Annotated in this window: 20 protein-coding genes and 2 pseudogenes; 7 read left to right on the forward strand and 15 right to left on the reverse strand. The window is 60.5% G+C overall.

Features of this window, described 5'->3' with window-relative positions; genetic code table 11:
• Positions 1 to 7: 7 nt before the first annotated feature.
• The 5 genes and pseudogenes from B1722_RS02150 to B1722_RS30020 all read right to left on the reverse strand — a co-directional run.
• The gene (locus B1722_RS02150) at positions 8 to 1,057 is read right to left on the reverse strand and encodes an alpha/beta fold hydrolase (protein ID WP_086791087.1); all 1,050 of its coding nucleotides are present in this window, start codon (positions 1,055 to 1,057) and stop codon (positions 8 to 10) included.
• Between the two features lie 86 nt (positions 1,058 to 1,143).
• A complete protein-coding gene (locus tag B1722_RS02155) occupies positions 1,144 to 1,578 on the reverse strand; it encodes a YqaA family protein (protein ID WP_041067067.1) in 435 nt (144 codons plus the stop codon).
• Positions 1,578 to 2,024 carry a DUF411 domain-containing protein gene (locus tag B1722_RS02160; RefSeq protein ID WP_086791088.1) on the reverse strand — a complete coding sequence of 149 codons (447 nt, stop codon included), beginning with the start codon at positions 2,022 to 2,024 and terminating at the stop codon, positions 1,578 to 1,580. Before B1722_RS02160 ends, B1722_RS02155 begins: the two co-directional genes overlap by 1 nt.
• A 277-nt stretch (positions 2,025 to 2,301) precedes the next feature.
• Positions 2,302 to 2,829: pseudogene (locus tag B1722_RS30015) on the reverse strand (methyl-accepting chemotaxis protein); the annotation flags it as partial.
• Between the two features lie 333 nt (positions 2,830 to 3,162).
• Positions 3,163 to 4,293, reverse strand: a pseudogene (locus B1722_RS30020) (cache and HAMP domain-containing protein); the annotation flags it as partial.
• Between the two features lie 380 nt (positions 4,294 to 4,673).
• On the opposite strand from B1722_RS30020, the gene B1722_RS02170 reads away from it, so the two are divergent.
• Positions 4,674 to 5,201, forward strand: a complete 528-nt coding sequence (locus B1722_RS02170) for a hypothetical protein (RefSeq protein WP_041067079.1) — start codon at positions 4,674 to 4,676, stop codon at positions 5,199 to 5,201.
• Between the two features lie 45 nt (positions 5,202 to 5,246).
• Here B1722_RS02170 and B1722_RS02175 read toward each other — a convergent pair whose 3' ends face one another.
• Genes B1722_RS02175 through B1722_RS02195 form a run of 5 tightly spaced genes read right to left on the reverse strand, consistent with a single transcriptional unit; the run spans position 5,247 to position 12,308 of the window.
• Positions 5,247 to 6,170 (reverse strand): GNAT family N-acetyltransferase, encoded by a 924-nt coding sequence (locus B1722_RS02175; RefSeq protein WP_041067082.1) that lies wholly within the window; start codon positions 6,168 to 6,170, stop codon positions 5,247 to 5,249.
• Complete coding sequence (locus tag B1722_RS02180; RefSeq protein ID WP_086791089.1) at positions 6,170 to 7,459, reverse strand: phenylacetate--CoA ligase family protein; 1,290 nt, start codon at positions 7,457 to 7,459, stop codon at positions 6,170 to 6,172. The genes B1722_RS02175 and B1722_RS02180 overlap by 1 nt, the downstream gene beginning before the upstream one ends.
• Positions 7,460 to 7,508: 49 nt before the next feature.
• Complete coding sequence (locus tag B1722_RS02185) at positions 7,509 to 9,911, reverse strand: acyl-CoA reductase (protein WP_086791090.1); 2,403 nt, start codon at positions 9,909 to 9,911, stop codon at positions 7,509 to 7,511.
• 1 nt (position 9,912) lies between these two features.
• Complete coding sequence (locus tag B1722_RS02190) at positions 9,913 to 11,043, reverse strand: acyl-protein synthase (RefSeq protein WP_041067092.1); 1,131 nt, start codon at positions 11,041 to 11,043, stop codon at positions 9,913 to 9,915.
• Positions 11,043 to 12,308, reverse strand: a complete 1,266-nt coding sequence (locus B1722_RS02195) for an MdfA family multidrug efflux MFS transporter (RefSeq protein WP_086791091.1) — start codon at positions 12,306 to 12,308, stop codon at positions 11,043 to 11,045. Before B1722_RS02195 ends, B1722_RS02190 begins: the two co-directional genes overlap by 1 nt.
• Before the next feature lie 543 nt (positions 12,309 to 12,851).
• Here B1722_RS02195 and B1722_RS02200 point away from each other — a divergent pair.
• Positions 12,852 to 13,040 carry a hypothetical protein gene (locus B1722_RS02200; RefSeq protein WP_041067099.1) on the forward strand — a complete coding sequence of 63 codons (189 nt, stop codon included), beginning with the start codon at positions 12,852 to 12,854 and terminating at the stop codon, positions 13,038 to 13,040.
• An 18-nt stretch (positions 13,041 to 13,058) separates the two neighbouring features.
• Here the strand turns inward: B1722_RS02200 and B1722_RS02205 are convergent, their stop codons facing one another.
• On the reverse strand, positions 13,059 to 13,442 hold the full coding sequence (locus tag B1722_RS02205) for a fe2+ zn2+ uptake regulation protein (protein ID WP_041067102.1): 384 nt from the start codon (positions 13,440 to 13,442) through the stop codon (positions 13,059 to 13,061).
• Between the two features lie 288 nt (positions 13,443 to 13,730).
• On the opposite strand from B1722_RS02205, the gene B1722_RS02210 reads away from it, so the two are divergent.
• The gene (locus tag B1722_RS02210) at positions 13,731 to 16,076 is read left to right on the forward strand and encodes an acylase (protein WP_086791092.1); all 2,346 of its coding nucleotides are present in this window, start codon (positions 13,731 to 13,733) and stop codon (positions 16,074 to 16,076) included.
• 89 nt (positions 16,077 to 16,165) lie between these two features.
• Here the strand turns inward: B1722_RS02210 and B1722_RS02215 are convergent, their stop codons facing one another.
• The gene (locus tag B1722_RS02215; protein WP_086791093.1) at positions 16,166 to 17,167 is read right to left on the reverse strand and encodes a FecR family protein; all 1,002 of its coding nucleotides are present in this window, start codon (positions 17,165 to 17,167) and stop codon (positions 16,166 to 16,168) included.
• Between the two features lie 152 nt (positions 17,168 to 17,319).
• On the opposite strand from B1722_RS02215, the gene B1722_RS02220 reads away from it, so the two are divergent.
• On the forward strand, positions 17,320 to 17,589 hold the full coding sequence (locus B1722_RS02220) for a PepSY domain-containing protein (RefSeq protein ID WP_007961867.1): 270 nt from the start codon (positions 17,320 to 17,322) through the stop codon (positions 17,587 to 17,589).
• A 54-nt stretch (positions 17,590 to 17,643) separates the two neighbouring features.
• Here B1722_RS02220 and B1722_RS02225 read toward each other — a convergent pair whose 3' ends face one another.
• A complete protein-coding gene (locus B1722_RS02225; protein WP_174376811.1) occupies positions 17,644 to 22,461 on the reverse strand; it encodes a DUF6543 domain-containing protein in 4,818 nt (1,605 codons plus the stop codon).
• 233 nt (positions 22,462 to 22,694) lie between these two features.
• Here B1722_RS02225 and B1722_RS02230 point away from each other — a divergent pair, with 233 nt between their 5' ends.
• Complete coding sequence (locus tag B1722_RS02230; RefSeq protein WP_086791095.1) at positions 22,695 to 23,735, forward strand: Ldh family oxidoreductase; 1,041 nt, start codon at positions 22,695 to 22,697, stop codon at positions 23,733 to 23,735.
• Positions 23,736 to 23,899: 164 nt separating this feature from the next.
• Here the strand turns inward: B1722_RS02230 and B1722_RS02235 are convergent, their stop codons facing one another.
• The gene (locus tag B1722_RS02235; protein WP_007961870.1) at positions 23,900 to 24,217 is read right to left on the reverse strand and encodes a YqjD family protein; all 318 of its coding nucleotides are present in this window, start codon (positions 24,215 to 24,217) and stop codon (positions 23,900 to 23,902) included.
• Between the two features lie 153 nt (positions 24,218 to 24,370).
• On the opposite strand from B1722_RS02235, the gene B1722_RS02240 reads away from it, so the two are divergent.
• Complete coding sequence (locus B1722_RS02240) at positions 24,371 to 24,625, forward strand: hypothetical protein (protein WP_003224595.1); 255 nt, start codon at positions 24,371 to 24,373, stop codon at positions 24,623 to 24,625.
• Between the two features lie 8 nt (positions 24,626 to 24,633).
• Here the strand turns inward: B1722_RS02240 and B1722_RS02245 are convergent, their stop codons facing one another.
• Entirely contained in the window at positions 24,634 to 25,548 is a 915-nt protein-coding gene (locus B1722_RS02245; protein WP_041067112.1) for a LysR family transcriptional regulator, read from the reverse strand.
• Between the two features lie 84 nt (positions 25,549 to 25,632).
• On the opposite strand from B1722_RS02245, the gene B1722_RS02250 reads away from it, so the two are divergent.
• Positions 25,633 to 26,556 carry a carbon-nitrogen hydrolase family protein gene (locus B1722_RS02250; protein ID WP_041067114.1) on the forward strand — a complete coding sequence of 308 codons (924 nt, stop codon included), beginning with the start codon at positions 25,633 to 25,635 and terminating at the stop codon, positions 26,554 to 26,556.
• Positions 26,557 to 26,609 lie beyond the last annotated feature (53 nt).

Here is a 26,609-nt window from a genome sequence, read left to right on the forward strand (position 1 = left end):
TACCTCATCAACGAACGGGATTGGGGTTGTTCAGCCAGCCGAGCAAGGCCTGGTGAAATTTCGCCGGTTCTTCCATCTGCGGCGCGTGGCCCATGCCGGGAAACTCCACCAGCGTCGACTGTGGAATCAGTTTGGCGACCTGCTTGCCGAGCACCTCATAGTGGCCGATTTTCGCCTTGACCTCGGGGGAGGCGAGATCCTTGCCGATGGCGGTGGTGTCGGACGTGCCGATCAGCAACAGGGTCGGCATCTTCAGGTCCTTGAACTCGTAGTACACCGGCTGGGTGAAGATCATGTCGTAGATCAGCGCCGAGTTCCATGCCACCTGGGTCTTGCCTGGCCCATTGCTCAGGCCGGCGAGCATGTCGACCCAGCGGTCGAATTCGGGTTTCCAGCGGCCGTCGTAATAGGTGTTGCGTTCGTAGTCACGAATGCCTTGGGCGGTGACCTTGAGTTCGCGCTGGTACCACTGATCGACGGTGCGATAAGGCACGCCGAGGGCTTTCCAGTCCTCCAGACCGATCGGGTTGACCAGCGCCAGTTGTTCGACCTGTTCCGGAAACAATAGCGCGTAGCGGGTGGCGAGCATGCCGCCGGTGGAGTGGCCGAGCAGCGTGGCTTTCTGGATGCCGAGGGCCTTGAGCAGTTGTTGGGTGTTGGTCGCCAGTTGCTGGAAGCTGTACTGATAGTGGTCGGGCTTGCTCGAGGTGCAGAAGCCGATCTGATCCGGCGCGACGACGCGGTAACCGGCCTCGCTCAAGGCCTTGATCGAGCTGTCCCAGGTGGCGGCGCAGAAATTCTTGCCGTGCATCAGCACCACGGTGCGGCCGTTGGCCTTGCCATGGGCGGCGACGTCCATGTAACCCATCTGCAGGGATTTCCCCTGGGACTGAAAGGCAAAGTGCTTGAGTGTGTAGGGATACTGAAAACCCTGCAGCTCCGAACCATAGGTCGGGCCGTCGGCGGGGGCTGCTTCAGTTGCGGCGGCATGGGCAAACAGCGGCAGCGCGGCGCTGAGGAACAGGCCGGGCAGCCAGCGGGAGAGCGTGACGGACATAGGGACAAACTCCATGAAAATCGGCCGATGCTGGAACGCCCGGATTAGGGCGACGTTAACGACAGGCAACGCCGCGAGCGGAATGTTCAACCGAGCCAGCCCAGGGTCAGCATCGCCACCACCGCGTAGCGCGCGCCCTTGGCCAGGGTGACGATCAATAGAAAGCGCCCGAGTGGCTCGCGCATGACGCCGGCGATCAGGGTCAGCGGATCACCGATCACCGGCAGCCAACTGAGTAGCAGTGACCAGTGACCGTAACGCTCGTAATGTTTGCGTGCGGTGGCCATGTGTTTCGCGCTGACCGGAAACCAGCGTCGATCCTGAAACCGTTCGAGGCCACGCCCCAGCCACCAGTTGACCAGCGAACCGAGGACATTGCCCAGCGTCGCCGCGCCTAACAGACCCCAGAGCCAGTAACGATCGCTGGCGATCAGGCCGACCAGCAACGCTTCCGATTGCAGCGGCAGCAGCGTCGCAGCGCCGAACGCTGCCGCGAACAGCCCGAGGTAACCGGCAGCCATCAGTGTGCCGGGTAGTCCGCCACCACCACGTCCGTGCCGTCGTTTTTCAGGCCGATCACTTGATAGGCATCGCTCATGCCGTCCATTTCCATGCCCGGCGAACCCATAGGCATGCCCGGTGCGGCGATACCCAACAGATCGTCACGCTTGCTCAGGGCCAGTACTTGTTCAGCCGGCACGTGGCCTTCGACGAACTTGCCGTTGATCAGCGCGGTATGGCACGAGCCCAGGCGCGGTGGTACGCCGTGTTGCTGCTTGAAGCGGCTCATGTCGCTTTCGACGTGGTCTTCGACTTTGAAGCCGTTGGCTTCGAGGTGGCTGATCCATTTTTTGCAGCAGCCGCAATTGGCATCGCGATGCACTTCGATCGGAATCAGGTCGGCCGCCTGGGCCAGGGAGGAGAGAAGCAGGGCGCTGAGGGCGGTCAGTCGCAGGGAGGTTCGCATAATGGATTCTCGGCTCGGATGACGATCAAAAAGGAAAGCATTTTGACCGGATTATCCTGCCCGGCATCAACGGAGTGTTTCAAGTTGATACAAGACAGGCTGGCAGGATGATCATGGATCAAGCCTGACAGCCTGCTGAGCGGGAGATTACAAATCTGTCAGACACCACGCGATCCCTTGTAGGAGCTGCGGCACGCTGCGATCTATTGACTTTGATTTTTATGAACCAGGATCAAAAGATCGCAGCGTGCCGCAGCTCCTACAGGAGAATGGGGGATCACCGAACCTTGAACCGCCCCATGATCGCGCTCACCCGGTTATTGGCCTCCAGCAGCTGGTGGGTGTTGCGTTCGCTGGCCTGGCCGCTGTGCACCAGTTCTTCGACCATGTGCCGGATCTGCACCATGCTGCGGTTGATCTCTTCGGTGACTGCGCTCTGCTGTTCGGCAGCGGTGGCGATCTGCGTGCTGAGGCTGTTGATGTGACTGACCGAACCGGCCATTTCATCCAGACCCGAGTTGACCCGCGCCGTGGCGTCGGCGGCGGACTGGCAACTGGCCTGAGTGTTTTCCATGGCGCTGACCGAGGAGCTCACGCCTTGGGTCAGGCGAGTCAGCATTTCGTTGATCTCCGAGGTGCTGGCCTGAGTGCGGGCGGCGAGGGCGCGGACTTCGTCAGCCACCACGGCAAAGCCGCGACCCTGTTCACCGGCCCGGGCGGCTTCGATGGCGGCGTTGAGCGCCAGCAGGTTGGTCTGGCCGGCGATGGCGCCGATCACCCCGAGAATCTCGGTGATGCGCTGCGCGTCCTGCTGCATGTTCTCGACTTTTTTGGTGGCGCTGGCCACTTCATCGATCAAGGCCACCACGCTGTTGGTGGCTTCACCGACGACCACCCGCGAACGGTCGGCGTTTTCGTTGGCGCGCTGGGTGAACGCTGCGGTTTCTGCGGCGTTCTGCGCGACGCTTTCGGCCGTCGAGCTCATCTCGGTGATGGCGGTAACGGTCTGATCGGTTTCCGATGCATGGCGCAGCAGAATCTGGCTGGTGTTGGCCGACGTGCGTTGCAGATCGTCGAGGCTTGAGGCCATCGCGCCGGTGGCCTGCGTCACTTCACCGATCATGTTCTGCAAGTAGGCAATAAAGGTGTTGACCGAGTGGCCGATGGCGCCCAGTTCATCTTCGGCGCGGATGGTGATGCGCCGGGTCAGATCGGCATCGCCGCTGGACAACGAATCGATATTGGCCTTGAGCGCCTTCATTCGCGACACCAGTTGGCGGATCGCATACACCTGCAACAGCACCAGCAGAATCACCAGCGGAATCTGCAGCAGGCTCAGGCTGCTGAGCACGTCGTCACGCTGGGCGGTGAGCATTTTCGTTGGCAGGGCGGTGGCGAGGAACCACGGCGTGCCTTCGATCGGGCGCATGAAGAACGTGCTGGCCTCGCCATTGTTGTCGAACTCGACGCGTTGCGCCTGATCACGGTTTTGCAGACCCGCTTTGACCTGACTGGCGAAGGTCGAACCGGCGGCCAGCTCGCTGATGTTCTTCAGCACGATCGGGCCGCTGATGCGCGAGCTGTTGCTGATGATCTTGCCGTCGGCCTCGACGATCAGCATTTCAGCGTTGAGGTCTTTTTCCTTGCGCGCCACCAGATCGTTGAAGAAGCCCAGCGTCACGTCGATGGTCGACACGCCCCAGGCCGCACCGTTTTTCTGGATCGCCATGGCGCAGTTGGTGCGCGGTTCGGCGCTGGCGTCGTCTTTATAGGCGGCCGCCCAGGCGCACTGGCCGCGCGGGGTCTGCATGCCACCCTTGTACCAGCTCTGATCGTAGTAGTTCGGCGCCGCGTCGCTGTTCCAGAAAGTGTTCACCGCCAGTTTGCCCGAGGCATCGCGGTGCCAGAACGTGCTGAACTTGTTACGTCCGGCTTCACGCTGACCCGGCAACGGCCAGATCCCGCCACCAAACACTTTCAGTTCGCCGTACTGATCCACCAACCCCGGCAACACCGTGTCGATGGCCGCGCTGTCGAGCAGCGGAATGGTCTGGGTGATGCTGCGCTGCTGCGACTGAACCTTATTGAGTTCGCCCTGAATCTGCTCGGCGACTTCGGCAATCCGGTTGAGCACCACCTGTTCTTCGGTATGCCGCAGTTTGGGTGCAACCAATTGGCTGATACCGACCACGGTCAGCACCGACAGCAGCAGGATGAACAGAACCAGAAATAACGTGTAGCGAGCCTGAATGGTGCGGAATGCGGGCATGGAGACCGGTCCTTGAGCTGCGATTCTTATTGTGGGGTCGAGGGAAAAACGGCGGGGTCACACCAGCGTATCGTCGGCGAACGGGGAAGCTTTAGGTACTTTCGTGCAAGAAAGTTTCTGGCTGACAGAAGGGGCGTATCGACCCTGATACAAATGATTTGACCACCTGTTTAACCGGTACGGAAAAAGCATCGCCAGCCATCGTCAAACTGCCATGAAGCCCAGTGATAGTGAGCTTGCGGTGATTTGTATCGAGAATGTACAGAAATTGTAAGCGACTGCACTAAAAGGGTTGGTGCCACTAGTTGGCCGGTAGATACTTCGCGTCATTCAAAGTGTCACCAAGGACATTTCATGGTTATTTCACAGGGAGTCTTCTCATGACGATCGGCATTGTCGGTGGTTGGGAAAGCAAGGCAGGGGTGCTGGTTCGCAATACGGGCGCGAAAAAGCAGGTGAATCAGAGCGTCAAGGTGCAGCAGATGCTGACCATGGTCGGCAACGATCCGAACGCGCTGAATACCGCGGAAATGGACAAGCAGGGCCTGCGCAAGAACATCAAGGGCTTCGACCCGTCGAACACTTCGGTCAAACAACTGGGCAATCTGAGCGTTTTCCTGCGCAGCCGCGGGCTGATCTCCGAGATCACCTCGTTCACCTTGCTCAATGCTGGCGACAAGTTCGACCGGTTCGGCGTGACCAAAGACGTCGATGCCAAATTCAACGCACTGGAATATTTCGCGACCCAGCTCGACGCGATCCAGAGCAATGGCCTCAATGGCAACGCTTACGGCAAGAACCTGATCCCCGAATTCAAAAAGGCGATCTATGTGCTGCAGAACCTGAAAACCTACGGTGAAGGCAACGCGCCGAAACCGGTGGATCAAGGCGTCAAAGCCAAGGCCTGAATCTTGAGAACGGCCCGCCCATTTTTTTGTGGGCGGGCCGTTTTTTTAGCCTCGGTACATTTCCCCGGCGCGGCGGGCCTGGTCCTGCAAGCGTTGCATGTGCGGACAGTGCAATGTCAGCGTTGACGGCTGGTAGCCGCGATGAAACAGCGCCAGCCAGCCTTCGCTACGCTCATCGGGGACGATCCCGGTGAAAGCGAAACCTACATCGGCAAGTTGGCCCATTGCGGCGGGAAAACCCTGGGCGAGCCTGAGCCTGAGCGAAACCAGCCATTGCACCGGCAGTCGCTCAAGTTGCCTGAGCAGGTTGTCATCGAGCTCCTTGAGCACGATGTCATAGCGCCCCGAGGCATGTTCGACACGGACCTTCGGGCCTCTCCAGGGCGCGGCTTTGTCGGTGGTACCAAACGCCCCCTCCAGATGCGACATCAATTCGCCGCAATCCGCTGGCCAGACCAGCGCGGGCAGTGGGCGTCGAAAACCCTCGATGTCGTAGTGGCCGACAACGATCGTCTCTCGGTCCTGTCCTTCGAAGGGCGAAGCGGCGTAATCCGGCAACAGACCGCAGCTGTGAAAGCCGAGACTGGCGGCCATACGCTGAGTGTACGGATGGTGCGTGACCTGCTTGATGGTGACGCCCCGGCTATCCAGGGCCTGGGCATGAATCAGCAATTGCCGGCCCAACCGTGTGGCGATGTTCTGCCCGCGGGCATCCGGATGTACCACCGTCAGTGCCAGTTCTGCCAGTGAGGATCTGCCAGACCGGCGAAACAGGGTGGCATGCCCGCGAATCTGCCCGTTCACCTCCGCCACCAGCGAGTGCCAGCGCCCGTCACTGTGGTTCTGATTGATCATGCACGGCAGATATACATGCGGTTGAGGATAACGAGTGCTGTAAATGGCTTCGAACAGGCCATTGACTGCCGGTGCGTCGGTGATGCGATAACGCCGCAGGAGGGTCTTGGCCATCAGGCTTGCTGCTCGCACGGAGTCTGATAGTCGCGCCGGTCCACAACCCGCTGATGCTTGCCGGAACGTGGGTGACACGTCAGTTCATCGCTGGCGCAGGCGATCACATGCAGATCGAGCAATTGCTCGCGGTGCAGCTTCTCGATCAACGGATATTGCTCGATCAGCGTGCTGCGCAGGTTTGCGCTGGCCTGGGCGATATCAGTCATGTGCCTGTCGGGTACCCATCTGAGACTCAGCAGGTCTTTTTTTCCCTGCTGCTCGATGACCAATTGCCAGTCGGCGCTGGTACCGAGGCTTTGCACCAGTTCGCCAATGTCACGAATGTCCAGACTCAAAACGCCCACCCGCACTCGCTGGCTGCTCATGCTGCGTCCCATCAGTGCGAATTTGCGCATGGGCGTGCCGGGCGGTTCACGCCAGCACGCCAGATCACCGACGGGATAGCGGATGACGGGCATCAGGCGACGGGTCAGATTGGTCATGACCAGTTTGCCGTTACGGTTGCATTCTTCGATGACTGCGCCGCTCACCTCATCGATGATCTCCAGCATGCTGTGGTGCTCCAGCATTCGGTGTTCGCCCAGAGCGCAATCGCGAGTGCTGACGCCGATCAATCCGGCATCGACGCTGGCGTAACCGATGGAGGCGATACGCGCGTTCGGAAGCACCCGACGCAGCACTTGCAGCTGTGCGCCGAACAGGCTCTCGCCACCGTAGAGCAGGGTTTCGACGCCCTCCAGAACCTGCGACCGGCGCTCGAGCCAGGCGGCAAATTTCAACAGTTGCGCCGGCACGCCAGCCAGCACGTTGATCCGGTTCGCCACGATCGATTTGGCCAGTACGGCGCTATCAACGGCCCCGGCGAACGGAAACTCGCTGACGGGCGTCTCGACATGTGTCAGGGCATCGTGGACGAAAATGAAGCTTGCATACAGGTCACCGACGAAGAACAGATTGGCGACTCGGTCTCCGGGGTTCAGTTGTGCTGTGAGGTGGTTGCCGAAATCGCGCGTCAGGGTTTGCCATTCGCCGCGGGTGAACAGCGACAGTTTGCCTGAACCGGTGGTCCCCCCGGTCTGGAGGACCAGCGCATCCGCGGTCGGGCCGGTCAACGGCGACCACTGCTGCAGGGGCTGGCTGCCGTGCCAGTACTGCCCGGGATCGACCAGAGGCAACTCGTTCAAGCTGCTGAGGGGACCTGCAACGTCCTTGAAGTGTTCACGGTAATAAGGCGAATGTTGGCGGGCAAAATCGAGCAAGGCATTCAAATCTTTGATGGTGTTCATGGTGGTTTCATATGCAAAGGAGCGGTGGGGCGCCAGCAGGCGCCCATCTTCAGCGGCGTGAATCAACCACTGTCGGTGTTTTGCCGCTGTGTTTGTTGCGGACAAATTGCGCAACGGCGCATTGCTCGACGTCCACGGTTAGCAGTCCGGTCTGCACCAGCGTGCTCAGCGTTTGATAGTTCTGCAGCTGAAGGTGGGCCTGAGCCGGCTCCAGAGGACTGCGTAGTCGCATGCGCTCCCGGCCGTCAGGGCCGTGGTCGAGGATCAGTTGAAACGGTGCTTGCAGGTGCTGCTCCAGCGTTGTCAGCGAGATGAAGTCAGTGCCGATGCGCAGCAATTTGCCGTGCCGTTGCAGCAGCTCGAAGCGCGGTGAGGTCAGACCGCAGGGACATGGGCCGGATAGCCAGCGTCCGCTGTCACCGATGTCATAGCGCTGCACGGACTGGCCCTGACGCGCCCGGGAGGTCACCAGCAGACGCCCCGACTCACCGTGATCGACCGGCGCATCCTGATCGAAATGGACAATTTCCAGGTGCTGGATGTCGCTCATCAGGTGGAACACACCGTCTGCCGTGGCCTGGCAGGCATGGCCGAGCGGACCGGCATCGACACTGCCGTAAATCGCCGACCGGATCAGCCTGACTCCGCAGCTTTGCAACAACTCGCGGGTGGGCGCGCTCACGTGCTCGCCACCGAGAAAAACCTTGTCGATGGCGCCGTAGCGCTGCAGTGTCTGCTGTTCGTTGAGAAACAACCGGTGCACGGTGCTGGGCATGCCGATCAGCACGGTGATCCGTTGTTGCACGATCAGTTGCGCGATCTCCCGGTAATCGTCATCCGCTGGAGCGCCCATCGGCCAGTGTCGGGCCTCCAGTTGTTCCAGCGCCTTGGCAAAACTTGAAAACCCACCGTACAGCCCGCCGCTGAAGAACAGGTTCATGACGTTGTCTTGCGCCGGATCGAGGCCGGCGGCGAGCAGACCGTCGGCGGTGGCACGCATCTGAAGCTGGAAATCGTGGTAACTGAAAGCGGAAAGTGTGGGCGTACCGCTGCTGCCGCCGGACCGAAAGTACAGTTGTGCCTTGGCATTCGGTGGCTGACTTGCAAATGTCGCCTTGTCCATGATCGAAACCCCTGATAGCGCTGGCTCAGGAGGCTGGCGGTCAAGCGTGGCACGACCCGCCAGCGCGTCCGGCGGCAGGCTGACCGACACGCGACGGCTCAGGCGCTGCAGGGCGTAAACACCGTCATGGGGTTCGCCGTCGTAGCCGTCGTGGATGGCTTCAATCGGGGCGATGCGGGTCACACCGGCGGCGATCAGCGTCTGCGCCAGTTCGGCGATTTGCACCTCAGGACACAGCAAGGCACAGCTCTGCAGTACGTTGCGCCACGGCAACAACGTAGCGCCGAGCAGTTCGCGGGGCAGGGGTTTGAGCAGCAGGCTGCGAAACAGCGCAGAAGGTTCGAGCTGACGGTCATGGCTCCAGATCACCCGCCAGTGCGGCGTATTCCAGACCCGGCCGCTTTGCCCGCCAAAACTCTGCGCCAGCCGCGCCATCGCCGCACTGGTGGTGATTTGTGAGGCTTCTTCGAGCGTCGGGGTGAGCGCCGGCCAGTGCCCGGTGCGACGCTCGAACGCGGCAGCCAGTTGCGCCCCGATATCGTTCAATACGCTCGCATCGTCGCTGTCGACCAGCAACCATTGCGGGCTGGAGCAGGCTTGCTGATCGAGGCGGCAGACTTCATCGGCAATGGCATCGAGGACGGCGGGTGATGCCGCATCCGGGGTCAGGTAGGCGAAGCTGATGCGGTGACCCCAGTCGATCCAGCGACAGCCTGGCGGGATCTGCAGTCGGATGGCTTGCAGCGCGGTTTCGCCGCCCCAGGCGGAGACACCGTTGGCGTGTTTGCACAGCTGACCGATTTGTCCGGTCGTTGTCGGCAACACCGCGACGTATCCATCGAGTTGCCCGCTCGGGTCACATTCCAGCAACTTCTGGAGCAGGCGCGCAGTGAGTCCGCCGTCGCTGCTGCTGGGCCGCAGCCAGTTGACGTTGCCGCTCAACAGACCCTCCAGCATTGCGCAGAACGCCAGCAACGGCGCGTTGGCCGGCGTGATGTGAACCACCAGTCCCAGAGGGCTCCAGCGCTCGAAACGCGACTGCCGATAGTCGATGCGGCGCAGGGAGTCGGGTTGCAGGCCCAGCTCACGATCAAGCTTGGCCTGCAGCGTCGCAGGCTGGCAGAAGTCGATCAGGGCCTGGCGTTGGCTGGTGTCGAGTGACAGCTCCAGAGGTTGATGCTGCAGGCGTTCGGCGAACGCCCGCGCAGCGGTCAGTAAAGTGGAGGTCTCAAGGGGTGTCTGCAGCCGATTTGGCAGTTGCGGGTAAAGTTGTTGCAGCGCACTGTCGAGATCGCAGTCGCAGCGCAGTTTTCCGTTGATCAAGTACATATCAGTGTTTCCCCAGGAATTCGGAAGCGGCCATGGCGCAGCTCCTCGCGGCCGTCGTGCCGGCGCGGCCATGCAACTGGAACCAGTCGCTCGCCAGACCACAACCGCAACTTGCAGCGGGATACAGCGTGGCGAGGTCGCTCATGACCACCGCGTGGGCGGGACTTGACGAGATGTAAGGCGAGACCAGACTGAGCAGACCGCACTGCCCATAGGGCAGGACCGAAAAGTCCACGGGGCTGCGTACGTACACTTTCGAATAGACCGGTACATGAAAATGGTGGTGGGCACACTCGATGTAAGGCACCGCGTGCTCGACGGCGCCGTAGCCATCGCGACAGTCTTTGGCATCCATGCCCAATTGCTGCTGGATCCGTGCGTACAACTGTTGCTTGGGGACTTCTTCGGCGGCACGGGTTTTCCAGCCGCCACCAAAGAACGCCAGCGACCCGGCCGGCAGTTGCAGATCCGTCGCGCCGGTGGCGCGCATGCGTTGCAGGGTTTCCCACAGAAAAGCCGGGAAACCGAAGATGCGCACCGGCAAACCTTCTTCAGCAAACGCTTGCAGGGCCGTAATCACGCCGAACAGATCGAACCGATGACCGTCACCGTCGGCCCGTAGCGCATACACCACCCGATTGACGGGGGCGAAGCCACACAGAAACTGATCGGTGAACGATGTGCCCAAGGTGATTCGCGCCTGGGGTTCGTAGCTCAGCAACAGGTAATTGCAGGGCGTATGCGGTGTAATCCAGCCGTACTGCGCAAAGATCCGCTCGACCATGTACTGCGCCGCACCCAGGCTGCGCGCGTCATAACGCATGCGGCTCTTCTGCCCGCTGGTGCCGGAGGACGTCAGTTCCAGTGCGTCCTCGCCAGTGGGGCTGAGCAGCAAATGCTGTTTGAAGAAATTGGCAAAAATCGGTGGCAGGTGCGACCAGTCCTCCAGGGTCTCGAGGTCTTTGGCTGCAATGCCATTGGCGTTCAACCAGTGCTCATAACCTGGGGTCTGTTCGATGTGAAAACGGGTGATTTCGAGCATGGCCCGATCAAACAGACCGGGCGCCAACAAGTCCGCACAGTAGGCGGCCGTGGATGCACAGAGTGCGTCACTGTGAGGGAAAAGGTGCATTAGCGGGCCTCCTCAGGTGTAGCCGGTGCAAGGTTGAGTGGCTTCGACAGGTGCACAAAACGCTGGATCAGCGGCAGGCACAGCAAACCAGCGAGTGCCGCGCACAGGGCGAAACCCTCGAGACTGTCGGCACCGCCAACAGCGGCGATCAGCGAACCGCCCGTGCCCATTACGACAATCGAGAGCATGCCGATCGTCGCGGAAACCAGGCCCTTGCTGTCATCGCTGGCGAAAAGTGCCAACCGGTACAGCGCCGCATTGCTCATGCCCAAGCCAATGGCATACAACGACAGGCTGGCAATCAACAGCGGCAGCGCAGCGCTGGACAGGGCGGTGCCGATCAATGCGATCAGGCCCAGGCACAGTGGCCATAGCGCAATGCGAATGACCCGGGTCAACGAGTGGCTGGCGAGCAAACGATCAAGGATCAGATTGCCGACAATCACGGCGCCGAAGATCGGGATTTGCCACAGCCCGTATTCGCGCGAGGACAGGCCCAGCAACTGCATCAGCAGCAGCGGCGACAGCCCGATCCAGGCAATCAGGGGCAGGCTCATCAAGCCCAGTGCGAGGCTGGCGTACAGGAAGTGGCGGTTGCCGAGCAACGTCAGATAGCGCTGCCCAACTTGCCGTGCGTTGAACGCAACGGGTGCCTGTTGTTGGCCGTCGTTGCGCATGACGCCGATGGTCTCGGGCATGCAGACATACAGCCCCAGCCAGGCAACAGCCGCCGCCAGGCCCAGGCCGAGAAACAGCGTCCGCCAGCTCAGCCATTCGAGCAGCAGGCTGCCAAGCAATGGCCCGAGCAGCGGCGACAGCAATGCCACATTGCCCAACAACGCCATCAGGCGCACGGCATCCGCTTCACGGAAAACTTCCTGCAGGGCCGGATAACTGACGGCCACGACGAAGCCCAGGCCCATCCCCTGCATCAGCCGCAGCAGGTTGAACGCCTCAATGCTGCTGGTGCCAAAGGTCGCGGCACAGGCCACGCCGAACAACAGGCACCCGCTCAACAGCAGCCGCCGCCGGCCAAATCGGTCGGAGAGTGGCCCCATCAGCCATTGCAGGCAGACACCACCGATCAGGTACAGATTGAATGCGTAGGGAACATGCTGCGTGTCTGCTTCGAATTCCAGGGTAACGGCCAGCATTGCCGGCATGATCAGGTCGCTGGCCATGTAGGTCAGCAGTTCAAACAGGGAGACGGCCAGACAGAAGCCGAGGGCCTGTCCGGGGCTGATATCGATAAGTGTTCGTTGCATGCGCGGGTGTGCTCGTGGTTGGGCATCAGGAGCGCAGAGGGTAGGGTGGTGGGGAGGGGGATTTACACCAGGAAGGTATGAGCAGAAATATCAAAAAAGCGCAAAACGTTGCAGCTCGAAGAGTCTTACAAAAGCTTGTTCAGCGTCTTACACGCGCAGGTCACATTAAAGGCAGAAAGCGCCTGCTATTCAGCAGGCGCGGTCGTTCCGGGAACACAGTTTTTAACGTTTATGCGGGGAGTCATCGCCTATCGATGTTGGTAATAACCGGGACCTTCCTGGTACCGATGGTGGTCGTCATGCCAGCCGCCGTGGGGGAAAATGATACAGCCGCTCAAGGTCAGTACGGCAAGGACGGGAATCAGCCAGGTGATTCGACGGAACATTTCAAAAATCCTCATGGTTACGCCGTCATGAAGCCAAAACTCTTCATCGGCTGTAACATGAGACCGCGTTTATCAAAGCCCATCCCCGCAACACGGTATGTGCATGGCATGCAACCGGATACAAACCGGATACATTTGAAAGGTTCAGGAACCCGCAATGACCCAGAAGCAACGTTTGAAATATTCGATACTGATCGCGCTGTCGGTGCTGGCGATCATGCTCGGCCTGTCGTGGCTGCAAAATGCCGGGATGATCAGCGAGAAGACGTTCCAGTACATCGCCATCGGTGTGGCGGTGGTCGTGGTGGTGATCAACGGGGTGATGCGCCGCAAGGTCAAACCCTGACGGCGATCGCGGGACGCTTCAATCGTGATTGAGCACGGCAGCAGCCTGTGGATGCAGGCTGTAACTCTTGTCCGGGTTGAAGGTGACCACACCTTCGGCACACAGACGCTTCAACACTTCGCGCACGCTGAGAAAGGACAACGGAATATCCAGGTCCAGCAATTGGCTGTGCACACCGCGTACGCCCAGGCGTCGATCGTTTTGCGCGGCGACCAACAGCGCGTCGATGACCTTCAGGCGAATCAGGCTGGTGCGCAGGCCGAAGCTTTTGAGCAGCAGGCGAATGCGCTCATTGCCCTGGCGCTCGGGGCTGGGGCTGGGTGCGAAACTGCTCGCGCGGGGACTCATGGAAGCTCCTTGTGACGCCTGGCTACCGTCCGTTGGTAGTTGCGAGTTGTACATGGGTTACTCCTTTGCAGAGCCTGTTCAGGAAACGTTTTGGCTGCTCTCAGTAAACAAGACGTTTCAGCACGACAAATCATGAAAGGAAATATGTAGAAATTTTGTCGGTTATTCGTTGTTTTCCCGTCATCGGCGGTTTGTCACTTGGGCAAACGGGCTAAATATTTTTTTGCTGCATTCGTTTTCTGAACAGCCACCTTGCGCCCAGGCGCAGGCGTCAACTTCAGACCGAGTTCGGACCTTGCGCAAAGCACGCGTCGAACCGTGTCCTATCGATCAGGAGCGAGTGTGATTATTTCCAGGCAGTTAACCGGGCTGGCCCTCGCCAGCGCGTTTCTCGGGCTCAGTCTGTCGGCCCATGCATTCAGTCCCGCCACGCCAGCCAGTGCCGATATCCGCCGCACCGCGTTTGGCGTACCGCACATCCGTGCCGAGAACGAGCGCGGGCTGGGTTTCGGCATCGGTTACGCCTACGCGCAGGACAACCTGTGCTTGCTGGCCAACGAGATTGTCACGGTCAACGGTCAGCGCTCGCGCTATTTCGGGCCGGAGCAGTTCACTGTCGAACAACGCGAGAATCGCGTCAGCGACCTGTTCTTCACTTGGCTCAACACCTCCGAAGCGGTGAAAGCCTTCTGGGACGCGCAACCGGCGCAGGTGCACGATCTGGTGGAAGGCTATGCCGCCGGCTACAACCGCTATTTGGCCGAACGCCGCGAGCAAGGTCTGCCGCAACAGTGCCAGGGCGAGTGGGTGCGCGATATCGCTGCCGAAGATCTGGTGAAGCTCACTCGGCGCTTGTTGGTCGAGGGCGGTGTCGGGCAGTTCGCCGAAGCCCTGGCGGGCGCGACCCCGCCGCAGGCCACGGCGCAGTTCGACAGCAAGGCGCAGGCCTATCAGTTGGCGGACGCGCGCCTGCAGCGCTTCGCTCTGGATCGCGGCAGCAACGCCGTGGCGGTTGGCAGTGAACGCTCATTCAACGGACGCGGCATGTTGCTGGCCAACCCACATTTCCCGTGGGTCGGCGGCATGCGCTTTTACCAGATGCACCTGACCATCCCCGGCAAACTCGACGTCATGGGCGCCGCCTTGCCGGGGCTGCCGATGATCAACATCGGTTTCAACCAGCATCTGGCCTGGACCCACACGGTCGATTCATCCAAACACTTCACTTTGTATCGCCTGCAACTCGACCCGAAAGACCCGACCCGCTACCTGCTCGATGGTAAATCGTTGCCGCTGAACAAGCAGACCGTTACCGTGCAGGTCAAACAGGTGGATGGCCAAGTGGTGCCGGTTTCGCGCGATGTCTACAACTCGCAGTTCGGCCCGATCGTACAGTGGCCGGGCAAACTCGACTGGGATCATCAGTACGCTTACAGCCTGCGCGACGCCAATCTGGACAATGATCGCGTGCTGACGCAGTGGTACGCGATGAACCAGGCATCAAGCCTCAAGGCTCTGCAGGATTCAGTGCACAAGATCCAGGGCATCCCGTGGGTCAACACGCTGGCCGTGGATGACAAGGGGCAAACGCTGTACATGAACCTGTCGGTGGTGCCGAACGTCAGCGCCGACAAACTGGCCAAGTGCAGCGACCCACGCATCGGCTTGCAGATGATTGTGCTCGACGGTTCCAACAGCGCTTGCGCCTGGGATACCGATCCGCAAGCGGCGCAGAAGGGCATCTATGCCGCCAACCAGCTGCCGCAACTGTTGCGCAAGGACTTCGTTCAGCACTCCAACGATTCCGCGTGGCTGGCCAACCCGGCACAACCGCTGACCGGGTTCTCGCCACTGATCAGTCAGGAAGGCCAACCACTGGGGCTGCGATCACGATTTGCGCTGGAGCGTCTGAGTGCGCTGGGCAAAAAGGGGCCGCTGGCGGTCAAGGATCTGCAGCAGATGGTGATGGACGACAACGTCTATCTGGCAACCCAGGTGCTGCCCGATCTGTTGAAGTTCTGCGCTGCGGATCTGGGGGCGGACGCGGCCGCGTTGAAGCCGGTTTGCGTCAGCCTCAAGGGCTGGGATGGCCGGGCGAATCTGGATTCGGGCATTGGTCTGGTGCACTTCCAGAACATCATGCAGGCGTTGCAAGCGTCGCCGGATGTCTGGCGGGTGCCGTTCGATCCAAAAGACCCGCAACATACGCCACGCGGGTTGGCGATCGAGCAACCGGCCGTGAGCAAGGAACTGCGTGAAGCGCTGCTGGCGTCGGCTGCCACTGCGCAGAAAATGGGTCTCAAGCCTGAAACCCGCTGGGGCGATATTCAGGTGGTGAGCAGCGGCGCTCGACAAACTGCGATCCACGGCGGGCCCGGGACGCTGGGAATCTACAACGCGATCCAGAGCGTGCCGCGTGAAGACGGCAAACTCGAAGTGATCAGCGGTACCAGTTATCTGCAAGTGGTGAGCTTTGACGACAACGGTCCGCATGCTCAGGGGCTGCTGGCGTTCTCGCTGTCGAGCGACCCCGAGTCGAAATATTCCCGGGATCAGACCCAGGCGTTTTCGAAAAAGCAGTGGAGCGTGTTGCCGTTCACTGAGCAGCAGATTGCTGCCGATCCGCAGTATCAACTGCAGACTGTTCGCGAAGTCGCGGGCAAGAGCGCTGAGGTGGTTGCGCAGTAAGTCAGCCTGAACGAAAAAGCCGCTGCCCCCTGAATGGGGACAGCGGCTTTTTATTGCGCTGGGTTCACCCTGGCAGGTGGTGTCGGGTTTCAGGTCTTCGGCGGCTGCCGCGGCATCGAATTGATTACCGGATCACCCTCGGTATTACGGGTCAGGTAGACCGGCAACACTTTGGGCAGGGTGTTGACGAGGCCGCCGAGTTCTTTGACGTTGTAGACACCGCCGACACGGATGGCACCGGTACTGGCGTCAGCCAGTTTCAACGGTTTGCTCAGATAGCGATTGATCAGCGGCAAGGCCTCATTCAGTGCCAGGTTGTCGAGCACCAGTTTGCCACTGCGCCAGGCCAGAGCGTTGTCGTTGGCGTAGGTCTGACTGATCTGTGGCATGTAATCGCCATGCCGGTACTGCGCCTGCATGGCGGGCCCAAGGCGCAGACCGTCGCCGGGCAGTGCGGCGTTGCTGGTTACCAGCACCGAGCCTTCGATCAGATTGACCCGCACCTGATCTTCGTAGAGCCAGACATTGAAGCGGGTGCCAGTCACGCGGATCTTGCCTTCGCCGGCCCTGACCACGAACGGGTGGGAGAGGTCATGACTGACTTCGAAAAACGCCTCGCCTTTTTTCAGGGTGACTCGGCGTTCGTCCTTGTAATTGCTGAAAGTCAGCTCGGTGTTGAGGTTGAGTTCGACTTGACTGCCATCGTTCAAGGTAACTTGACGGACATTGTCGGTGGCTTCGAAGTGCTGATAGCTGTTGGGCAACCAGCCCAGATTCCAGCCACTGTACGCGGCCAGTGGCAAGGCCAGTGCGCACACGCTCGCCGCAATTGCATAGCGACGCCAGGCGGGAACCGCTTTATTCAGCGGTACATTCGGCAGCGCCTGCGGACGGGGCAAGTGCTCGGCAACGTCCCAGATTTCCAGCATGGCGTCATATTCGAACGCATGCAGCGGATGCGCATCGCGCCATTGCTCGAAAGCCAGACGCTCCTCGGTGGAGCAGTCTGCGGCGTGCAGACGCATGCACCAGTGCGCGGCGGCATCGGTGATTGCATCATATTCGGCTTCCGAGAGGGATTCTTGGGTCATTGACTCGTCCTGATTTGCTGCATTCTAACCTTGCGGGTCGGGTGCCGAGAACATCCGTCATGGCAATTGCCCAGCAAAGTGGAACTTATTTTTCCGTGTGGCGCCCAAAAACAGGACGTTAGACGAACATCATCCACAAATGGAGTGAAAAAATGATCAAAAAAACCTTGGCCGCTGCAATCGCCACCGCCGCCTTGTTCAGTGCCGGTGCTGCCATGGCTGACCGTCCCGGTGCGGGCTGGGTCACCATCGAAAAGGCTATCGAGATCGTGAAAACCAAGGCCGGTTACGTCGAAGTCTATGAAATCGAGGCCGACAATGACGGCTACTGGAAAGGTGAGGGACGCAAGGCCGATGGTTCGGTGTATGAATTCCGTATCGATGGTGCCTCGGGCAATGTATTGCGCGACCAGAAAGACTGACCTTACCCCGCGATAAACAATGCGCAGGCCAACCGCCTGCGCATTTTTTTTACCTCAGTTGAGCCCTCCGTGAGGTTGGGTTACTGGATCCAGCTGGCGGCCCATTTCACAGATCAGAAAGGCGATCGAATCGGCATTGCGCAATATCGTGTCGATGCGTGGAGTCGGGTTGGAAGGGTTGAGAAAAGCCGTCCGCGCGTCATCCAGATTCGTGGTACGCGTGGTCTTGAGAATTTCCTTGCGTACATGATTCATGCCTTCAATCATGTCGATATCCAGCCACTCCTGAAGTTCATGGCTCCAGCGCGAGAACAGCTCTTCACGGGGGGTAGACAGTGACAGAGCTTCGCGTTGAAAACGTGTCTGCAACTGTTTGCGGGAAGCTCCGTAACCGGTCACCGTAGCAATCAGATCAGCAAACGGGCGCCGCGCTTCCAGCGAGGCAATATCTACGGTCTTGCTGAACTGATGGGAAAACTCGTGGATGAGCGTCGCGGCCCGTGCATGCCCTTCGACATTGAAGGGCTCGGTCAGCCCGGTGTTGTACCACTCCAGTTCTTGATTGAAGAATTTTTCGGTGAAATGGACTTTCTTGAGTAAATCGCCATCCAGTACAAAGGCGATTACACCCGAGTCGGGCTGTCTGTTCGAGCCGACCACAAAGCGACGAGTATTCAACAGGTCTTCTGTTGGATCGACCAATGCATTACAGATCGGCACGATGGACAGCTTCAACTTGTGGAGCATGTCGGCATCAATCCGTTGCACGTCAAAAAACGACTTGAGAAAAGTATCGAGGCGGGTGCCCGGCACATCGTTTCTTAACTGAACAAGATTGTGCAGGCTGTTGAACGCGTAATGCCGGGCCAGATCAATTGCCTCGATCAACATGAGTGCTTTTTCCGGATGGCGGGCGCGGATTTCTTCCATGCCTTGCGCTTCGATATTCAGCATGTACCGGGCCTGGCGATGGGTGGTGTAATGGTTGACCATCTTCGACAAGGCCTTGCCGAAATGCACGGTATGGCGATCCGGATCCAGCACCAGCTGCCGCGTAGCGGTGTGCTGCAACACTGAACCGGGCTGGCCGGCGCCCTTGATTTGCCAGACGACTCCCGGCCGCTCCACGGGATAGACTTTGCCGGCAATGGGGGCGTAGGTCGCTTTGGTTTTCAGGTCCTGATACGTGCCCTCGGCAGCATTATGGGTCAGATCCTTGAGGGCGATCTTCGAGGTTTCGAATGCCTGCAACGCGGTGCGCTGCGGATCGGTCGGCTTGATCTGCGCAAGGACGGGGGCGCTCGGCGCGGTTGGCTGCGGCGGCACCGCCTCTTGAGATTCCAGACGTGACTCCAGAGCCAGCCGCCCGAGGCTGATCATTTCCGCTGCGCCGGCGGTAAAGGTTTCCAGTGCACGTTTCCAGTGGTGATCCTGCAACGCTTCGGCCGAGCCCTTGAAATCCTTGTAGCTTTGCCAGAGAAACTGCGCACAGGCGAGTTTGCCCGGCAGCACGCCCCGGACCAACTGGATGCCTGAACTGAACAGGTGCTTTGCGGCGTCCCAGTCCGTCTGCGCCGACGGCATTGAATGGCCGCTCAGCAAGCGTGGCAGCAAGGCCAGGTTATCGTCGAACAACTGCAGCAACCAGTTACCGTTGACCGGGGTGGTGGCCAGGGTCATCTCGCTCGCCTGGCCGCTGCTTGCGTTGAACAACGCGCTGAAGATCGAACGTTGAGTTTCCGGCAAGCGGCGCAGCAACAAGTCCTGCAGTGAGCCCGGCGTATTCAGCGCGGCGATGACTGACGCCTCATCCTCGAATTCACTGAATGCGTATTCACCATGGTAGGGCGCATACAACACTTGGGGACCGGGTTTTCCTGCGGGTCCGATCAAGTACAGGCCCAACGCCTTGACCGCTGCAGCCCCGGCGGTCTTGATCAGCGCCAGCGGCCGGGCAATGGCATCGGCCCCTTGCACGGTCGCGCGGGCCACGGCGTCGGGCATGTCGAACACCTGAGCAATCAAGCCGAAGGCCTTCGGCGACAAGCGCTGTTGCAGTTGTAACTGATGGGCATGCTGCAGCAACTGCCACGGCAGCTGGTGGAGGAAACGCTGTTTGCGTTGTGCCGCGGCGACGTCACTGGCGGACAACGCCGAGATGATTTTATCGGCAAACGTCGTTGCTACGTTCAGGGACAGCAGCAGGCTCCTGACGGCTTGCTGGTCAAGCCCTGTCGGCAGCGCCCGGTCGGTACCCGAGCTGAGGGTGAATGCCGTGCTCTGTGCGAGATGTGCATGGTTCAAGGCGAAATCGGTCAGGCACATCGCAGGCCCGATCAGCGTCTGTGCCGGGGTGATGGTGATCTGGTCGGGGTCGAGATCCTGCCTCTGCAAGCGGGTTCTCAACAGCGTTTGAAGGGTCTGCCTGATGTAGTCACGCACGGTTGGCAGGGCGTGGAGATAATCCTGATCGTCAATGACGCTGTGGCGCCACTGTTCCAGCAGCTCCAGATGCAACTGCTGCGCTTCAAGTGTGGCCATGCCCAGCCAGGCAGGCAACGAATGCTGTTTGCCGATCGCCCGCGCCAGAGCGGTGGCGCGCTGCAGATTGGTCTCTACGACTTGCTCACTCAGCGTCCTGAGGATTTGAGTTTCCCGCGGCTTTGGCCATTGACGGCCCCGTACCTGTTCACAGCGCTGGAGAAAATGTTCGATCGCCGACTCGGTCCGATCCAGCAGGACACTGCGGCTGATCAGCTGCCACTGTCCCAGCGTGTAGCGTTGATGGAACCCTTGGTGCCGGGGGGAAAGGTTTTCCAACAGCGTCAGGCGTTTTTGCGGATCCGCCAGTCGCTGGTCCAAAACCTGTCTGGCATGCTCGATCGAGCGGAAGACTTCCAGGCCCAGGGCTGGTGTCCACACCATCGCGCGTCCTGAGTGCTGCGTATCGCGGCCACCGCGTTCCGTGAGCAGGACGCAGTTGGCCAGCGGCAGCATTTCGCTTTGCCCGGCGACCTGCAACGTCAATGACCAGGCATCCGGCTGAAACCCGTTGAGTGCCCTGCGGCGGCTGCGATCCGGTTGATCCGGATTGAACACGGTGTCGACCAGCGCTTGCTCATGGCGACTCAGCGTCCCGTTCAGGACTCTCAACCGTGCTTCACCTGTGATGCCGACAGACAGGGCGTGCGCCAGCTTCGCGGCGATTCCTTGCAGGTAGGTGCGCTGCAGCGCCGTGACGGTCAGCGGTTGGGCGGCGAAGTCGGCGGCGAGGGTGGGCATGATGCTGCCGAACTTGCGCACTTCGCCCGCGGCGGTGTCCGCCAGCACCCTTGAAGGTAATTGGTTGCCGGTGAGCATTGGCCGGGTGCTCCAGCGCCCGTGGGCATCCAGGGTCTCAAGCCGCTCGTGGAGCATCGAACGGATGTCCAGGGCCTTGTCGAACAGCGCGCGAATATCCACGGCGCCGTCGCTGTGCCGATACCACTGCAGGGCATAGTCGATGTTCTGTCGCTGCTTGGTGATGATCAACTCGAGCAGCACGCTGAAAACATCTCCGGCAATCGATTGGCCGGAAACCTGCGGCTTGTCGAAACCGAGGAAGCGTTGCCGCTCATCGAGATTCAACAGGCCGTAGAGTTCGTCTTCGTGCCCGGTGCTGGCAAATTTGCTGAGCAGCATGGCTTTGAGATCTTCGTAATCCCTGAGCACCTGCAAGCCGTGGGTCGGGGTATACAGGCAACTGTCGGAATGGCTGATCATCAGCGCGCCGGCCAGCTCCACGAAGTTTGCCTGATGCTCCCACAAGCGCACGGTTTCCAGCGTCGCGCGGCGTGCCGGACCGTCGCTGAAACCCAACGAGGTCAGCAGGCTGTCGAAGGTGTGCTGCTCGATAATGCCAGCTTCGCGTTTGAGCAAAAAGTCAGCCAGCGCCTGCTGTCGAATGCTTTGCGCAAATACGCTGCGCCGCGGGCCCCCGCCAGCGCTGGGCCCATTCCAATAGCGCTCCATTTGCTGATACAGCAATACCAGCAGTTTGCCCGAAGCCGTGGTGATGGCTGTTTCCCAGTGTTGCTGATCACTGGCCTGGACTGTCCGGTCCGGGTGCGAAAACTCATGGGTCTGGCCAATCGGCCAGCCGGTGTGGCGATAGTGCAACAGCAGCGCATCGCCAAGTGACAGCGCTTCAAACCCACTCCGTGAAGGACGGTCGGCCGATGCCGGACCGCTTGCTGCGGCGGCTGTGTAATGGTTCGCGCGTGTGCGGGTCTGGTCGACGCCACGCATGGTCGGCGTCAGGAGTACGTCCAGTATGCTCTGGAGCAGGCTGTCTAGTTCGGGCAGTTGCATCAATTCATCGAGCATTGCCTGAGCGTTGAGTCGCAAGCAGTGTTCGATGGCAGCGCGTTGATCTTCGAAGATATCGCCCTCGACAAGCTGGTAGGACACGCTGACAGCGCGTCGCTCAACCAGCCGTTTGCGCTGTGACAGGGCGAGCAACGCCAGCAGCCGGTCATCTTCGGTGACACGGTTCAGGCGCTCTTCCAGGTGTGCGGTCAGGCTGGCGAGGCTGGCATGTTTTTTCAGCCCGTCGAAGGGGGTGTACAACATGACGCCGCGATCCTCGGGGGTGGCACTGAGTATGAAGCTGCCGGCCAGAGGCACTGCAGGCGTATCGTCGGTGTTGAGCAGGATTCGATGGGCAAGCATGGGCGGGATTTGCTGACTGCGCAATGCATGGGTGGCCAGTTGCACGTGGTTCAGCCAATGGAAGTCAGCGATGGACAAGTGATGGACATTGCCGAGTTCACGCCACAATCCGGGGGAGTCGAGAAAGGACAGGAACAGCAGGGGAGGCAGGGGAGCAGGCATCATCGGGTCTCGTTCAGGGCACCGTCCGGTGCACCGGTAAATTGAGACTCGAGACTAATGACCGGCCAGATGACGCGGGTGGTACATAGTTACCGCACAAGCGGCAGCGCCGTGTGCTTGCTGCGACACGCCTTCACCGCAACGGTTGACAGCACCCGTGTCTGACGTGGTTAATCGGTGGGCTGGATATTCGTACGCTGTTGTTCCCTCCAATAATTAGTCTGGAGCTTCAGATGTCTGCGCCACACGAACCCCTGTCTTCCCTCGCTGCGTCCACACTTTCGCTCGAAGCGTTGACGCAATTGCTTGAAAAGGTTTTTCTGCGCCATGGTACGTCGGCGTCCGTCGCCCGCACCCTGGCTGCCAACTGCGCCGGTGCCGAGCGTGACGGGGCACACAGTCATGGCGTGTTCCGTATCCCCGGTTATGTCTCGACCCTCAACAGTGGCTGGGTCAATGGTCAGGCGGTGCCGGTGGTCGAGGACGTGGCCTCCGGTTTTGTGCGAGTCGATGCCGGCAATGGTTTTGCCCAGCCGGCGCTGGCCGCTGCCCGGTCGCTGCTGGTGGAAAAGGCGCGCAACGCCGGGATTGCCGTGTTGGCGATTCGCAATTCCCATCACTTTGCGGCGCTTTGGCCGGACGTCGAGCCGTTCGCCGAGGAAGGCCTGGTGGCGCTCAGCGTGGTCAACAGCATGACCTGCGTGGTGCCCCATGGCGCCGACAGACCGCTGTTCGGCACCAACCCGATTGCCTTTGCCGCGCCCCGCGCAGGCGGAGCACCGATCGTGTTTGATCTGGCGACCAGCGCCATTGCTCACGGCGACGTGCAGATTGCCGCACGCAAGGGTGAACGGCTGCCCGCCGGAATGGGTGTGGACGGTTTGGGTCAGGCGACGCAGGATCCGAAGGCCATTCTTGAGGGCGGCGCACTGTTGCCGTTTGGCGGCCACAAAGGTTCGGCGCTGTCGATGATGGTCGAGCTGCTGGCCGCGGCGTTGACAGGCGGGAACTTTTCTTTCGAATTCGACTGGTCGAACCATCCCGGGGCCAAAACACCGTGGACCGGGCAGTTGCTGATCGTCATCGATCCAAGCAAAGCTGCCGGGCAACCGTTTGCCGAGCGCAGCGAAGAGCTGGTGCGGCAGATGCACGGTGTGGGGTTGAAACGTTTGCCGGGCGATCGTCGGCATTTGCAGCGCGCGAGATCACTGACCGAAGGCATCGTTCTGGATGAGCAGACGCTGGCGCAGTTGCGAGAACTGGCGGGGGAATAATGGTCAGATAAGCAATGTGGCGAGGGAGCTCGCTCCCGTTGGGTTGCGAAGCGGCCCCTTTGTCTGCTTGAGAATAGGGGACTGCTGCGCAGTCCAGCGGGAGCAAGCTCCCTCGCCACAGATTTATTGTCAGGCCTTGAACAATGCGCTCTGGCGAACGTCGCTTAGCGACGACCGAGCAACAAGCCCACCACCAGGCCAAAACCGGCGGAAATCGCCACGGTCTGCCACGGATGGCCGCCAATGTAGCTCTCGGTGGCCTCGACCGCCGGTTTGGTGCGCTCACGCACGCTGGAGACCGAGTCCAGCGCCTGTTGCAGTTTCAGAGCGATCTGTCCGCGCAGGGTCTCGGCTTCTTCGCCCACCAGTGAGGCGCTGCTCTTGAGCAGTTTGTCGGACTCTTCGATCAAAGCCTGAAGTTCGCTGAACGCCTGATCCTTGATTTGGTCTTCGACGGCTTGCACGCGGGATTTGCGGGCCATTGGGTGACTCCTTGCAGATGGATGAACAGTGATCAATGGAGTGTGGCGTTGACGGAAAAGTTGCACTGATTTTAGGTGCGAAAGAAAAACCTGCGCGGGAGATTTCCGCCGAGCGTGTAAGATGTCGCCATTTTACGCAGCAGGTATTTCCCCATGAGTTTCAATCTGGCCGACAAATCCCTCGCCGAGCGCGCTGCGCTGGAAGACGAGAAATCCCGTCTGTTCGAACTCTGGCAGAACAATCTGGGCAAAGCCAAAGGCGAAGCCGCGCGGTTGTTCGGCGAACGCTCCAAGCGCAAGGGCAAATGGGCCGAGTGGGTGCGCGCCGAGCTGGATGGCATGTCCCCGCCGGAATTCGCCAACATGGTGCGCAGTGAAGTCAATCGCCTGATGGCAGCCAACAAGTAACATGCGCCTCAGTCCGCGTTGAAACACCCGACAATCGCCTCACGCACCTTGATCACCACCGGGTCGATCTGCGTGCTGGTGCGCCAGCCCAGTTCGATCGGGTAACGCGGCAGCGCCAGCGGGCAGGGCAGCAGCATCAGTCCGCTGAGCCCGGCAATGGCCTGGGCGGCATGGGTCGGGATGGTTGCCACGGCGTCGCTGCCCTTGAGCAGATGCGGCAGCGCGGCAAAGTGGGTGGTCGAGGCGCAGACCCGCCGGCTCAGCCCCAGCGCCGCCAGCCCCTCATCGGTGATGCCGATAAAACCGCCCGAGGACACCAGAATGTGCTCGCGAGCGACGAACTCCGGCAAATCGATGCCCTGTTGACCGGGCGCCAGACTGTCCGGATCGACCAGGCAGGCATAATCCCCTTCACCCAATACCAGACGACTGAGCAAGCGCTCGGCAAACCCGCCGGCGGTGATCGCCAGGTCGATGCTGCGCTCCATCAGGGCGCGAGCGACGATCTGGCTGTGGGTCTGGCGGAAGATCAGCCGCAGCTTGGGTGCACAGCGGGCGATTTCTTCGATCAGGCGCCGGCCATAGGCAATTTCGAAGTCATCCGACAGGCCTACCGTCACCGAACGGCCGTCATAGTGATGGGCCGCCGGGTCGACCATCGCCAGGCTTTGCCGGCATTTGTTCAGCGCCTCGCTGACCACCGGCTTCAGTTGATTGGCCTTGAGCGTCGGTGCCAGACCGCGTCCGGTGCGCACGAACAATTGATCACCATACACGTCGCGCAACCGGCGCAATGCCGCGCTGACCGCCGATTGGGTCACGCCCAGACGCAGCGCCGCACGGCTGGCGCTGGACTCCTCATGCAAGGCTTCGAAGACTTTCAGCAGGTTGAGGTCGACGGATGCGATATTCATTTGGCTCATATCATTCAGCAGTGAATCGGTCTTTATTCATGATCCCGCGCCGCCGCAGAATCGGCAACACTTGAACCTGATGGAGTGACTGCAATGCCCAAATCAATCGTCGCCGCCCTGCAGATTGGCGCCTTGCCCGGTGGCAAGGGTGAAACCCTGGAACAGATCCTCAGTTGGGAAGACGCGATCAGCGAGTCCGGCGCGGCGTTGGTGGTGATGCCGGAAGCGTTGCTCGGTGGCTATCCGAAAGGCGAGGGCTTTGGCACTCAGTTGGGCTATCGCCTGCCCGAGGGGCGCGAGGCCTTCGCACGCTATTTCGCCAACGCCATTGACGTGCCGGGGGCAGAAACTGAAGCACTGGCCGGTTTGTCGGCACGCACCGGGGCCAATCTGGTGATCGGCGTGATCGAGCGCGCCGGCAGCACGTTGTATTGCACGGCGTTGTATTTCGATCCGCAGGCAGGGCTGGTGGCCAAGCATCGCAAACTGATGCCGACTGGCACCGAGCGACTGATCTGGGGCAAGGGCGACGGCTCGACGCTGCCGGTACTCGACACGCAGGTCGGCAAACTCGGTGCGGTAGTGTGCTGGGAAAACATGATGCCGCTGCTGCGCACGGCGATGTACGCCAAAGGCATTGAGGTCTGGTGCGCGCCGACCGTGGACGAGCGCGAGATGTGGCAGGTCAGCATGCGCCACATCGCCCATGAGGGCCGTTGCTTTGTGGTCAGTGCCTGTCAGGTGCAGGCTTCACCGAACGCGCTGGGCGTGGAGATTGCCAACTGGCCGGCGGATCGGCCGTTGATTGCCGGCGGCAGTGTGATTGTCGGGCCGATGGGCGATGTGCTGGCCGGGCCGTTACGTGGCGAGGCGGGGCTGCTCACGGCTGAGATCGATACTGATGAGCTGGTTCGGGCGCGCTATGACTACGACGTGGTTGGCCACTATGCGCGGCCGGATGTGTTTGAGCTGTCGGTTGATGAACGCGCCAAACCCGGCGTGCGGTTCACCGCATAACGTCGAGCTGATTGAAAAAACTGTGGGAGCTGGCTTGCCAGCGATGGCGGACT

This window comes from Pseudomonas sp. SCPG-7 (assembly GCF_002156405.1).
In the GTDB taxonomy this organism is placed as follows: domain Bacteria; phylum Pseudomonadota; class Gammaproteobacteria; order Pseudomonadales; family Pseudomonadaceae; genus Aquipseudomonas; species Aquipseudomonas parakoreensis.